Origin of the sequence: Bittarella massiliensis (ex Durand et al. 2017), assembly GCF_017566145.1 — a bacterium.
GTDB lineage: Bacteria > Bacillota > Clostridia > Oscillospirales > Ruminococcaceae > Bittarella > Bittarella massiliensis_A.
In genome coordinates, this window is record NZ_JABFCL010000001.1 from 98963 (window position 1) to 111435 (window position 12473).

A 12473-nucleotide genomic window follows, 5' to 3' on the forward strand; every position below is an offset into this window, starting at 1 on the left:
GGGCGGTTGATATGGATATTGTACGACAGATGTTCGGCAACTACTGTTTAAACGTTGCCCTGATCTCCTGGCTGAGTGCACAGGTCCTCAAGACCATCTTTACCTTCATCGCCACCAAAAAGCTCAATTTGGAGCGGATGGTGGGGGCGGGGGGGATGCCCAGCGCCCACTCGGCCCTGGTCTGTTCCCTCACTGTGGCCATCGCCCGCACAGTGGGTGTCTCCTCCCCGGAGTTTGCCCTGGCCTTCTTGATGGCCTGCGTGGTCATGTACGACGCCATGGGGGTGCGCAGAAGCGCCGGGGAACAGGCCAAAGTCCTCAACAAGATCATCTTCACCTGGGAGAAGAGCCAGGACGCCCCCGACGAAGACGAGGACGAGATGTTCAAAAAGGACCTGAAAGAGTCCCTCGGCCACACCCCGCTGGAGGTGCTCGGCGGCGCCCTGTTGGGCATTTTGGTGGCCATGTTGGTATCTTTGACATAGAAGGTGAACGGATTTGTCCATTTTACAGCGCATCAACGGACCCGGTGATTTGAAGATGCTCTCCACCGCCGAGCTCAACGCCCTGGCGGAGGAGATTCGGGAGCGGCTGATTGAGGTGGTCTCCCAAAATGGGGGCCACCTGGCTTCCAACCTGGGGGTGGTGGAACTCACCATCGCCCTGCACCGCATCTTCACCACCCCCAAAGACGCCATTGTCTGGGACGTGGGACACCAGTCCTATACCCATAAAATACTCACCGGGCGCAAGGACCGGATCGACACCATCCGCACCGAGGGGGGGCTTTCCGGCTTTCCCAAGCCGTATGAGAGCGAGCACGACGCCTTTGTGGCCGGGCACGCCAGCACCTCCATCTCCGCCGCCATGGGGCTGGCCGAAGCCAAGCGCCAGCGGGGGGACGACGGCTATGTCATCGCCGTCATCGGCGACGGCGCCTTTACCGGCGGCATGGCCTATGAGGGGCTCAACAACGCCGGCAAAGCCCGGGGCAACCTGATTATCATCCTCAACGACAACGACATGTCCATCTCCAAAAGCGTGGGGTCGGTGGCCAACTACCTCTCGGAGATCCGCACCAAACCGGCCTATTTTCGCTTTAAGGACTCGGTCTCCCACCTCCTTGAGCGCACCCCTGTGGTGGGCCGGCAGATCAAGGACGCCCTGGTCTCCTCCAAGTCAAAACTCAAGACCGCCATCTACCACAACACCTTCTTTGAGGACCTGGGATTTGACTACCTGGGGCCCATCGACGGGCACGACATCGACATGCTCTGCGGCGCCCTGATGCGGGCCAAGCGCATCAGCCGCCCCGTTCTCATCCACATTGCCACCCAAAAGGGGAAGGGGTACCAGAAGGCGGAGGAAAACCCCGGCGCCTACCACGGGGTCTCCAGCTTTGACATCGAAAAGGGGAATCCCGACATCTCCAACGAGGACTCCTTCTCCACCGCCTTTGGCCGCGCCCTGGTGGGGCAGGCCGTCAAAGACCCCTCCATCTGCGGCATCACCGCGGCCATGAAATACGGCACCGGACTGCAGTTTTTCAAGCACAAATACCCCAACCGCTTTTACGACGTGGGCATTGCCGAAGAGCACGCCGTGACCTTTGCCTCTGGGCTGGCCACCGGCGGCCTGCGGCCGGTGTTTGCCGTCTACTCCACCTTTTTGCAGCGCTGCTACGACCAGATCATCCACGACGTGGCCCTGCAACGGGCTCACCTGGTCCTGGCCATTGACAGGGCCGGCCTGGTGGGACAGGACGGGGAGACCCACCAGGGCATCTACGATGTGTCGATGCTTCAATCCGTTCCCACCATGGCTCTCTATTCCCCCGCCACCTACCGGGAACTGCGCCACTGTCTGAACACCTGTCTCTACGGGGAGGAAGGGCCCTGCGCCCTCCGCTATCCCCGAGGCAAAGAGGACGAGCGCCTTGCCTTTTTGGACGATCTGCCCTGCAAGGACCGCCATCTCTTCCCGGGCAGAAAAAAGGGAGGCAAGGTGGTGGTCACCTACGGCCGCCTCTTTGCCGAGGTCTACCCCGCCGCCCAGAAGGCGGGGGCCGCTGTCCTCAAACTGACAAAGCTCTTCCCCCTGGGGGCGGATGTCTGCGAACTGCTTCGCTCCTACCAAGCCGTCTATTTTGTAGAGGAGGGGATCCGCAGCGGTGGCGTCAGCGAGCGGCTGGCTGCCCAGCTGGCCGAGAGCGGCTACCGGGGACGCATCCACATCCGCGCCATTGAAGACGGCGTCATCCCCCAGGCCTCGGTGGAGTCGACCCTCGCCCACCTGGGAATGGATGAAGCCGGCATAGCCCGCTTTTTAGAGCAGGAGTGATTGCATGAAGAAAAGACTGGACGTCTATCTGACCGAGCAGGGGCTGGCGGAAACCCGCCAAAAGGCCCAGGCCTACATCATGGCCGGTGATGTCTATATCAACGGGCAAAAGGCTGACAAGGCCGGCGACACCGTCAAAGAGGGGGACGCCGTCGAACTGCGGGGCGCCAAGTTGCCCTATGTCAGCCGGGGCGGCCTCAAATTGGAAAAGGCGATGAGCGCTTTCCCCATCTCCTTAAAGGGCAAAATTTGCATGGATGTGGGCGCCTCTACCGGGGGATTTACCGACTGCATGCTGCAAAACGGCGCGCAGAAAGTCTATGCCGTGGACGTGGGATATGGGCAGTTGGCCTGGAAATTGCGCTCGGACGAGCGGGTGGTCAACTTAGAGCGGCAGAATATCCGCTATCTCACCGGTGAGCAGGTCCCCGACGCGCTGCATTTCGTCAGCGTCGATGTCTCCTTTATCTCCCTCTCCCACGTGCTGCCGGTCATCTGGCGCTTCCTCGCCCCTGGCGGACAAGCCGTCTGCCTCATCAAACCCCAATTTGAAGCCGGGCGGGAAAAGGTGGGCAAAAAAGGGGTGGTTCGCGACCCCAACACCCACCGCGAGGTCATTGAGAGGGTCATCTCCCTGGCCGGGGAGAGCCGATTTGCTGTAAAGGGGATTGACTTTTCACCCGTCAAAGGGCCCGAAGGAAACATTGAATACCTGATTTTCCTGGAAAAGGGGGCAGAGGAATCGCTGCCGATCATCGGCAGCGAGCAGGTTGCCGAGACGGTGGCCGCCTCCCACCGGGCACTCGCTGTTTAAACAGAGAAGGAGGAAGGGCATTTGCACTCTTTTTTCGTCATTCCCAACCTGGACAAGCCGCGCACCCTCAAATACACCCCGGAGGCCTGCCAAATCCTTGCCGACTGCGGGGCCGAAGTCTGGATGCCCGCCTATCTGCAGGAAAAGATCCACCTCCCCGGCGTTCGCTTTGTCGAATCGGCCGCCGGTTACGACTGGTGCGACTGCATCCTCTGCGTGGGGGGAGACGGCACCTTGGTTCACCAGGCCAAACACGCTCTCCGACACAACAAGCCCATCATCGGCATCAACACCGGGCGGCTGGGCTTTCTCGCCTATATCGACTGCCACCGGCTCGAATTGCTCAAGCAGCTGGTGGCCGATGACTACGTGATCCAAGAGCGGATGGCGCTGGACACCGTGATCACGCAGGGGGGAAAAGAGCTCCGCTACACCGCCATCAACGACGTGGTGGTCACCGGCGGCACCGTCTCCCGCCTGTTGGACCTGGACATCTGGTGCGGCGAGGAACAGGTTGTCAACTACCGGGCCGACGGGGTCATTGTCTCCACCCCCACCGGGTCTACGGCCTACGCCCTCTCAGCGGGGGGGCCGGTCATCGACCCGACCATCGACACCCTGGAAATGACTCCTATCTGTCCCCATTCGCTCTTCTCCCGCCCCATCCTCTTCTCCCCGGAGAGCACCCTCGCCGTCCGACAGGGCGTTCGCAACCAAAACGACGTCTACGTCACCATCGACGGCGAGCACTCGGTCAAGATCGGCGGGGGGGATCAAATTCTCATCCGCCAGGCGGACAAAAAGGTCAAGTTTGCCCTGCTGGACCGCAGCGGATTTTTCAAAGTCATCAAGGCCAAATTTATTGAAAGAGGGGATTGAAACGTGAAAGCAAAGCGCCAGGCCAAGATCATCGACCTCATTTCCCGATATGACATCACCACCCAAGAAGAACTCCTCAAAAAGCTGCAGGAAGAGGGGTTTGCCGTCACCCAGGCCACCATCTCGCGGGACATCAAAGAGCTGCGCCTGGTGAAAAGCCTTTCGCGCGAGGGCGTCTACCGCTACACCACCCCCCAGAGGCCGGGCAGCAGCGGTGGCGTCAGCTTCAACTACTCGATCATCATCGCCGAGGCCCTGCGCCAGGTGGACTATGCCCAGAACATCGTCTGCGCCTTCTGCTACAAAGGGCTGGCCTCCGCGGCCTGCGCTGCCTTTGACGAGATGCAGTGGAACGGCTTTGTGGGCTCCTTGGCGGGGGAGGACACCTTCTTTATCCTCATGAAAAATGAAGAGTATGCCCGGGAGCTCTGCGAGGAGCTGCGGACCTACATCCCCCAGAACAGGTAGGACAAGCGCCATGTTGCGAACACTCTACATTGAAAATGTCGCCGTCATCCAGCGGGCCACCCTGCCGCTGGAGACGGGGCTCAACGTCCTCACCGGCGAGACCGGCGCGGGAAAATCCATCCTCATCGGTGCGGTCAACGCCATTTTGGGCAACCGCACTTCCAAGGATATGGTGCGCCAGGGGGCCGATAGGGCCTTGATCAGCGCCCTGTTTGAGGAGCTCTCCCCGGCGGTGACCGCCCGGGCAGAGGAGATGGGCTACGACTGCCCCGACGGCAGTTTGCTGATCGTGCGGGAGATCGGGAGAGACGGCAGAAACACCTGCAAGATCGGCGGGCGTCCGGCCAATGTGTCCATCCTCAAAGAGCTGGGGCAGCTGCTCATCAATGTTCACGGACAGCACGACAGCCAGCAACTGTTGGACGAAAAGAGCCATATTCGGGTGCTGGACACCTACGGCCAGCTGGAACCCCTGCTTGAGCGCTACCAGACCCAATATGTCAAGGTGCGGGATCTCAAGCGCACCATCGCCGACCTGGAGGCCCGCCGCAGCGAGCGGGAGCGCCAGATCGACCTGCTCTCCTACCAGATCGGCGAGATCACCGAGGCCGACCCGGCCCCCGGTGAAGACCTGGTGCTGGAAGAGCAGATCAACAAGGCCAAATACGCCGAGCTCATCGCCCAGAATCTACAGGCCGCGCAGGACTGCTTGAACGGCGGGGAAGAGGGGAGTGGCGCCATCGGCCTGTTGCAGACGGCGGTCCAGTCCCTGCAAAACATCCGCGAGTACCTGCCTGCCACCGGCGCAGTGGGGGACAAGCTGACTGCCCTCCTCTACGAGCTGCAAGAGCACGCCGCCGACCTCTCCGCCCTTTCGGGCGGTTCGGATGCGGACGCCTATGTGGACATCGACTTTTTGGAAAATCGCCTGGCCACCCTGCAGCAGCTGGAGAAAAAATACGGCGCCACCCTCGACGAGGTGCTCGCTTACCGGGACGACTGCCAGCACCAACTCGAGGCCCTCGCCGGCAGCGACGAGGAGATCCTCTCCCTCAAAGAGCAGATGCGGGACGAGTTGCGCGCCGCCACCGACTTAGCCCAGCAGCTCTCGGCCAAGCGGAAAAAGGCGGGGGAGCGTTTTTCCGCCGCCATCTGCCGGGAGTTGGCCTTCCTCAATATGAGCGGGGTCACCTTTGTCACCGAGGTGGTTTCGGAACCCAAACTCCACCGGGATGGAATGGACGCCGTCCGCTTCCTCATCTCGGCCAACGTGGGGGAGGCGCCCAAATCCATCTCGAAGATCGCTTCGGGGGGCGAGCTCTCCCGCATCATGCTGGCCATCAAAAACATCCTCGCCGAGAAGGACCAGATCGACACCCTGATCTTTGACGAGATCGACACTGGAGTCAGTGGCAGCGCCGCCCAGAAGATCGGTCAAAAGCTCAAGGAGACCGCCGCCTCCCACCAGATCATCTGCGTCACCCACTCGGCCAGTCTGGCCGCCTATGGGGGCAACCACCTGCTGATCTCCAAGCACTCCGACGGGGTGTCGACCTTTACCGACATCCGCCCGCTGGGAGAGGAGGAGAGGGTGCGGGAGTTGGCCCGCATCATCTCCGGCGACGCAGTCAGTGGGGTGTCGCTGCAAAATGCCCGGGAAATGCTAGCCCGCGCCCAGGGCGGTGTTGACAACCACCCTACAAACGGGTAAGATACAGGTAATGAAAACTTGCTTACAGGCAGGGAAGGGGACCAGTACCGCCGATCCAAAGTCCCAAGAGAGCTTTCGTTTTGCTGAGAGAAAGCGGCTTTTCCGGCGGGAATACACCCCTGAGCCGCCCTTTCGAACCCGGCCCTAAAGCCGGCAGTAGGGGGGGCCGTCCGGCGCTCGTTACCGCGCCCCAATGAGGCCTGTCTCCTGCTAGGAGACGGCAAACTGAGGTGGTACCGCGCGTGAAAACTCGCCCTCTGTGCACAAAACATGCACAGAGGGCTTTTTTATCAAATGAAAAAGGAGAATGTATTGTGGGAATCTTTAATGAACTGCAGGCTCGGGGCCTGATCGCCCAGTCGACCAACATGGAGAGGGTGGAGGAGCTGCTCAACGGCGACAAGCCGATCACCTTCTACATCGGCTTTGACGCCACTGCAGACAGCCTTCATGTGGGGCACTTTTTGCAGCTGACGGTCATGCGGCGGTTGCAGCAGGCGGGCCATCGCCCCATTGCCCTGCTGGGCGGCGGCACCACTCTGGTGGGCGACCCCACCGGCAAGACCGACATGCGCAAGATGCTCACCAAGGAGGAGATCGCCCACAACGTGGAGCGGTTCCAGCAGCAGATGTCCAAGTTCGTCGACTTCACCGACGGGCGCGCCCTGGTGCTCAACAACGCCGACTGGCTCTGCAAGCTAAATTATCTGGACTTTCTGCGGGATGTTGGTGTATACTTTACAGTGAACAAGATGCTCGCCGCCGAGTGCTTTAAGTCACGCATGGAAAAGGGACTCTCCTTCATCGAGTTCAACTACATGATCATGCAGAGCTACGACTTCCTGCACATGTACGACACTGTCGGCTGCACCATGGAGTTGGGGGGAGATGACCAGTGGGCCAACATCCTCGGCGGGGTGGACTTGATCCGCCGCGTCAAGAGGGAAGAGGCCTACGGCATGACCTTCACCCTGTTGACCACCAAAGAGGGAAAGAAGATGGGCAAGACCGAGAGCGGCGCCGTCTGGCTCGACCCCGAGAAGACCAGCCCTTACGAGTTCTTCCAGTACTGGCGCAACATCGACGATGCCGATGTCATCCACTGCATGAAGATGCTCACCTTTATGCCCCTGGAGGAGATCGCCCAGTACGAGGCGCTGCAGGATCGCGAGATCAACCGGGCCAAAGAAAAACTGGCCTTTGAACTGACCAAACTGGTTCACAGCGAGGAGGAGGCACAGAAAGCCCTTGAGGCGTCCAAGTCCCTCTTCGCCGCGGGTTCCGCCTCCGAGCACATGCCCACCACCCCCCTCGACCAGTCTCTGGTGCAGGGCGGCTCCGTCGGTCTGCTGGACCTGATGGTGATGTCCGGTCTGACCCCCTCCAAAGGAGAGGCCCGGCGGTTGGTGCAGCAGGGCGGCGTCAGTGTCGGTGAGGAGAAGATTGCCGACGCCCAATACCGCGTCTCCCTGGAGGCGTTCAAAGACGGCTTTATCATCATTAAAAAGGGAAAAAAGACCTTCCACAAAATCACCCTGTAACAGAAAAGAGAGGTGTGCACAGATGACGACAGAAGTGTTTGGCGTACCGGTAGAGTATAAGATCGTGGGGGAGGGGACTCCCGTTCTCTGCATCCACGGCTGGACCGAGAGCATGGTGCAGATGGAGCACAGCATCGAACCGGTGTTTGCCCCCTTCATCAGCTACAAGCGGATCTACTTTGATCTGCCCGGCATGGGGAAGACCCCCCGCTGTGACCAGGTTAAAAACAGCGACGACATGCTGCGGTTTGTCAGGGCTTTTGTCGAACAGGTCATCCCCGAAGGGCAGTTTTTAGCCATCAGCCGCTCCTACGGCGGCTATATTCTCCGGGGATTGCTGGCGGCCATGCCCGAACGGATCATGGGCGGCATCTTCATCTGCCCGCTGGTCGAACCCATTCGCCAAAAGCGCATCCTCCCCAACTTCAAGGTGGTCTACCGCAATGAGGAGCTCATCAAGCAGCTGCCAGCCTCTCACCGGGTGCTCTTCACCAACCTATTTGTCATTCAGGACCAGTACACCTACGACCGCTTCTTGGATGAGCTGGCCTCGGCTGCCGCCATTGACGAGCCCTATCTGCGCAGTATCAGCCACTCGCCGGGGTACGCCTTCAGCGAACTGCCCGAGGAAAACGGCCTCTGCGATGTCCCCACCCTCTTTTTCCTGGGCAAACAGGACAATGTGGTGGGATATGCCCAGTGCGTCGACCTGGTGAGGGATCACTATCCCCGCCACTCGCTGCTGCTGTGGGAAAACGCCGGCCACAATCTGGAGATCGAGCACCACAACCTCTTTTGCGAGACGCTCAAGAGCTGGTTGCGGGGAATCGAAAACGAAGAGAGCCTGTAAGGGCTACCACAATCAATGAAGAAGCCCCAGGCGTTTTTTTAAAACGCCCGGGGCTTCTTTTTCACAGTTTTTACACTTCGAGAGACTCGTCAAACTCCGCTTCTCGAACCACGATGGTTCGCTTCCACTTGTCGGTTTTCCAGCGCCAGAATGAGGCGACCACCTCAAAGAGGGCGGCAATGGGAATCGAGTAGTAGACGGCGGCAAACCCAAAGGGTTTCATCATCAACAGGGCGGCCAGGTAGCGGACCACCATCCCCGCGATGGTGATGAGCATCACCATATTCATGTCTCCAACCCCTTTAAGGGTGTTCTCATAGACGTTTCGCAGCCCACTTAGGAAGGTGAACGCCACAATAAAGCGCACCATCACCGAGCCGATGTCGATAATCTGCTGCGAACCTTCGCCGCTGATAAACCAAGAGACAATGGTGGGCCCCAGCAAAAAGACCACCGCCGAAACCGAGAGGCAGAAGATGAGGGAGAGCCAATTGCCCTTTTTCACGCCTTCCCGCACCCGCTTGATCTTTCCGGCGCCGATGTTCTGGGCCGTAAAGGCGCTCATGGCCACACCGATGCTCATGGCCGGCATAAAGGTGATGTTGTCCACCTTGTTGGCCGCGGTGTAGGCTGCGATATAGGCGGTGCCGTAGTTGTTGATGATCCCCTGCATCATAATGCCCACCAGGGAGACCGAGCTCATCTGGATGGTGGAGGGGATCGCCAATTTGAACATCTTCATGGCCATTTCGCCGTTGTAGTAGCGGGCCCATCCCGTCTCGTCCGGCTGTTCCAGGAAGGCGATCTTCTTGTAGAGCACAATCCAGGAGATAACGCAGCAGACAGTCTGGCTGAGGATGGTGGCGATGGCCACGCCGGCGACGCCCCAGCCGAAGTTGATGACAAAGACCAGGTCCAGCACGATGTTCAAGATGGTGCAGATGATCAAAAAGTAGAGCGGGGGCTTGCTGTCGCCCAGGGCGCGGTATACTGCGGAGAGGGCGAAGTAGAGAAAGTTAAAGGCCAACCCGCCCATGTAGATGCACAGGTAGGTGTTGGCGCCGTCGATGATGTTGGCCGGGGTGTTGATCATCTGCAGGATGGGCTTGCAGACGAAGATACCCACGATCCCCAGGGCGGTGGCGACAACTCCCTCAAAGATCAAAAAGGTGGTGATAGATTTGCGGCAGCGCTTGTGGTCGCCCGCGCCGAAGTACTGGCCGATGACCACCCCGCCGCCGGCGGACATGCCGTTGGCAGCGGCGACAAACAAAAAGAAAATGGGGCCGCTTGCCCCAACGGCCGCCAGCGCATCTGCGCCAACCCAGTTGCCGACAATCACCGTGTCGGCAATGTTGTAAAACTGCTGAAAGATGTTTCCCAGCAGCATGGGGAGCATGAAGAAGAAAAGTTGCTTCATGATGTGATCCCCACGCGTCATATCGTTTCGCTGATTCACATATGACCCTCCTCTTTTAAAATCGACATCGTCAATAATGATACAATATTTTTTTACAGAAAGCAAACACATGACAGCCGATTTAAGGGCTATTTAACCAAATTCTACGCTGTTTTTGGGGCCAATCTTTTTTGCGGTTTTTTGTGCATATTACATAAGTATTTGTGCAAATTTTGCACAACAAAACGGACCTCTCTTAAAGAGGTCCGTTTTTTGCCGGAATTTGCAGTTATAAAGGGGAACGGGAGGGAACTCACCTTTCCAGCGCCGCTTTGGCCGCCCCCAGTCCCTCGGCGGGCAACAGCAGGGAGATGTCGGTCTCAGAGGTGGTAATCATGGCAATGGAGGCGCCGCTTTGCTTGACCGCAGCGATCACCGCCGCCGCCACACCGGGGCGAAACTGCATCTCTTCCCCCTCGGCCACCAACTTGGCATACCCGTCGGAGATGGAGAATTTGACCGCGGGGAAGTCCCTGCGGATGGCCCCCAGCACCTCCACTACCTTGGCATAATACCGATTGGAGGTGGTGAAGGAAAAACTGCAGGTGGCGTCCTCAGAGGAGGTGAGGGAGATCATATCCAGGTTGACATCCACCTTGGCGATCTCCAAAAAGACCTCTTCTAAAAACTGCGACTGACCGTCGATATTGCGGAAGGTGACCACCATCTGGTCTTCTACCGCCGCGATACTGGTTACACCAATCATCTTTGCCATCCTTTCTCTTGCAAGGCCACTCCCTTTACAGGAGAGAGGCCATGTCGTACAGGCCGGGGTTTTGTCCCGCCAAAAAGACCGCTGCGTTGACCGCCCCCACGGCGAACACCTCTTTCGAGGCGGCGCTGTGGCTCAAGGTGAGAACCTCGTCGCGTCCGGCGAAGATCACCTCGTGCTCGCCGACAATGGTGCCCCCCCGCACCGAGTGGAGCCCCAACTCCTCTTTGCCCCGCTTCTGGCGAGTGCTGTGGCGGTCATATACGTATTCGTACCGTCCGCCTGCCGTCTCGTTGATGGCATCGGCGAGCATCAGGGCGGTGCCGCTGGGGGCGTCCACCTTCTGGTTGTGGTGCCTCTCTACAATTTCAATGTCGAACTGACCTCCCAAGACCTGTACGGCCTTTTTTGCCAGGGCGGAGAGGAGGTTGATGCCCAGGGACATGTTGGCGCTAAAAAAGATGGGAACCTCTTTGGCGCTCTCCCTGATTTCTGCCATCTGTTCGGGTGAGAGGCCGGTGGTGCAGATCACTGCCGGAACCCGTCTCTCCCGGGCAAAGCGCAAAATCTCCCCCAGAAGGGAGGGATGGGAGAAGTCGACAATCACATCCCCCTCTAGGGAACACTCCCCAATGGAGCGATAGAGGGGGAAGGGGAGTCCCTCTGCCGACTCGGCGATGTCAATTCCCGCCGCGATCTGACAATCCTCCCGCTCGGACACATACTGACTCACCACTCGCCCCATCTTGCCGAGGGCGCCCGCAAGCAAAATATTGACCATCTATCTGTCCTCCACCAGGCCGTTTTGGGCCAAAGTCTCCCGCAGGACGGCCAATTGGCTCTCTGCCATGGAGCAGAGGGGAAGCCGGCATTCACCCACGCCCAGCCCCATCAGATTCATGGCATCTTTCACCGGGATGGGGTTGACGTCCATGAAGAGGGCGTTGATGAGGGGCAGCAGTTTCAGCTGCAGGGCGGTGCTCTCGGCGGTCTTGCCGTCAAAGTAGAGCTGGCAAATCTCGTGGGCCTCTCTGGGCATCACGTTGGAGAGCACCGAGATGACCCCCTTGCCCCCGAGGGAGAGGATGGGCACGATCTGGTCGTCGTTGCCCGAGTAGACGTCCAGGCAGTCGCCGCAGGCGGCAAACAATTTGGCGATCTCGGAGATGTTGCCGTTTGCCTCTTTCACCGCCACAATGTTGGGGTGTTTCCCCAACTCCCGATAGGTGTTGATCTGAATGGCCACCCCGGTGCGGGAGGGGACATTGTAGAGGATCACCGGCAGGTCGGTGGCGTCGGCAATGGCAGTAAAGTGCTTGACCAATCCCCGCTGCGAGGTCTTGTTGTAGTAGGGGGTGACGTGCAGCAGGGCGTCGGCCCCTGCCTCTTTGCTGCGTTTGGACAGCTCCACCGCCACAGCGGTGTCGTTGCTGCCCGCGCCCGCCACCACCGGCACCCGACCGGCCACCTTTTTCACGGTGTAGCGCACCACATCCAGGTGTTCTTCGTGGCTCATGGCGGCGGATTCGCCGGTGGTCCCGCAGGTGACGATGCAGTCGGTGCCGTTCTCGATCTGCCAGTCAATGAGTTCCCCCAGCTTGGGGTAGTTGACCTGGCCGTCCTCCAAAAATGGGGTCACAATGGCCACACCGGCGCCGGTAAATACAGTTTTCTTCATCGGTGACACTCCTCCCAGTCG

Annotated in this window: 12 protein-coding genes and 1 other annotated feature; of the genes, 8 read left to right on the forward strand and 4 right to left on the reverse strand. The window is 59.3% G+C overall.

Annotated features, from left to right (window positions below):
* The first annotated feature begins 11 nt into the window (after positions 1-11).
* The 8 genes from HJY11_RS00495 (at position 12) to HJY11_RS00530 (ending at position 8603) form a co-directional block, all read left to right on the forward strand.
* Complete coding sequence (locus HJY11_RS00495) at positions 12-485, forward strand: divergent PAP2 family protein (RefSeq protein ID WP_208074146.1); 474 nt, start codon at positions 12-14, stop codon at positions 483-485.
* 13 nt (positions 486-498) lie between these two features.
* Complete coding sequence (gene dxs / locus HJY11_RS00500) at positions 499-2340, forward strand: 1-deoxy-D-xylulose-5-phosphate synthase (RefSeq protein WP_243764074.1); 1842 nt, start codon at positions 499-501, stop codon at positions 2338-2340.
* Positions 2341-2344: 4 nt separating this feature from the next.
* The gene (locus tag HJY11_RS00505) at positions 2345-3154 is read left to right on the forward strand and encodes a TlyA family RNA methyltransferase (RefSeq protein ID WP_208074147.1); all 810 of its coding nucleotides are present in this window, start codon (positions 2345-2347) and stop codon (positions 3152-3154) included.
* 21 nt (positions 3155-3175) lie between these two features.
* The gene (locus HJY11_RS00510; RefSeq protein WP_208074148.1) at positions 3176-4033 is read left to right on the forward strand and encodes an NAD(+)/NADH kinase; all 858 of its coding nucleotides are present in this window, start codon (positions 3176-3178) and stop codon (positions 4031-4033) included.
* A 3-nt stretch (positions 4034-4036) separates the two neighbouring features.
* The gene (locus tag HJY11_RS15560; RefSeq protein ID WP_208074149.1) at positions 4037-4501 is read left to right on the forward strand and encodes an arginine repressor; all 465 of its coding nucleotides are present in this window, start codon (positions 4037-4039) and stop codon (positions 4499-4501) included.
* 10 nt (positions 4502-4511) lie between these two features.
* Entirely contained in the window at positions 4512-6212 is a 1701-nt protein-coding gene (recN, locus tag HJY11_RS00520) for a DNA repair protein RecN (RefSeq protein ID WP_208074150.1), read from the forward strand.
* Between the two features lie 22 nt (positions 6213-6234).
* Positions 6235-6473, forward strand: a binding site (T-box leader).
* A gap of 50 nt (positions 6474-6523) precedes the next feature.
* A complete protein-coding gene (gene tyrS, locus HJY11_RS00525) occupies positions 6524-7753 on the forward strand; it encodes a tyrosine--tRNA ligase (protein WP_208074444.1) in 1230 nt (409 codons plus the stop codon).
* Positions 7754-7775: 22 nt separating this feature from the next.
* Positions 7776-8603 (forward strand): alpha/beta fold hydrolase, encoded by an 828-nt coding sequence (locus HJY11_RS00530; RefSeq protein ID WP_208074151.1) that lies wholly within the window; start codon positions 7776-7778, stop codon positions 8601-8603.
* Positions 8604-8673: 70 nt separating this feature from the next.
* Here HJY11_RS00530 and HJY11_RS00535 read toward each other — a convergent pair whose 3' ends face one another.
* From HJY11_RS00535 to dapA, 4 genes are all read right to left on the reverse strand, one after another.
* Positions 8674-10062 (reverse strand): MATE family efflux transporter, encoded by a 1389-nt coding sequence (locus HJY11_RS00535; protein ID WP_208074152.1) that lies wholly within the window; start codon positions 10060-10062, stop codon positions 8674-8676.
* A gap of 253 nt (positions 10063-10315) precedes the next feature.
* Complete coding sequence (locus HJY11_RS00540) at positions 10316-10768, reverse strand: ACT domain-containing protein (protein ID WP_208074153.1); 453 nt, start codon at positions 10766-10768, stop codon at positions 10316-10318.
* 34 nt (positions 10769-10802) lie between these two features.
* Positions 10803-11555, reverse strand: a complete 753-nt coding sequence (dapB, locus tag HJY11_RS00545) for a 4-hydroxy-tetrahydrodipicolinate reductase (protein ID WP_208074154.1) — start codon at positions 11553-11555, stop codon at positions 10803-10805.
* The gene (gene dapA, locus HJY11_RS00550) at positions 11556-12452 is read right to left on the reverse strand and encodes a 4-hydroxy-tetrahydrodipicolinate synthase (RefSeq protein ID WP_208074155.1); all 897 of its coding nucleotides are present in this window, start codon (positions 12450-12452) and stop codon (positions 11556-11558) included.
* Positions 12453-12473 lie beyond the last annotated feature (21 nt).

Excerpts from the sequence above, each read along its gene's own strand:
- dapB (WP_208074154.1), bottom strand. The coding sequence starts at position 11,555 with ATGGTCAATATTTTGCTTGCGGGCGCCCTCGGCAAGATGGGGCGAGTG.
- HJY11_RS00495 (WP_208074146.1), top strand. The coding sequence starts at position 12 with ATGGATATTGTACGACAGATGTTCGGCAACTACTGTTTAAACGTTGCC.
- dapA (WP_208074155.1), bottom strand. The coding sequence starts at position 12,452 with ATGAAGAAAACTGTATTTACCGGCGCCGGTGTGGCCATTGTGACCCCA.
- recN (WP_208074150.1), top strand. The coding sequence starts at position 4,512 with ATGTTGCGAACACTCTACATTGAAAATGTCGCCGTCATCCAGCGGGCC.
- HJY11_RS00530 (WP_208074151.1), top strand. The coding sequence starts at position 7,776 with ATGACGACAGAAGTGTTTGGCGTACCGGTAGAGTATAAGATCGTGGGG.
- HJY11_RS00505 (WP_208074147.1), top strand. The coding sequence starts at position 2,345 with ATGAAGAAAAGACTGGACGTCTATCTGACCGAGCAGGGGCTGGCGGAA.
- HJY11_RS00540 (WP_208074153.1), bottom strand. The coding sequence starts at position 10,768 with ATGATTGGTGTAACCAGTATCGCGGCGGTAGAAGACCAGATGGTGGTC.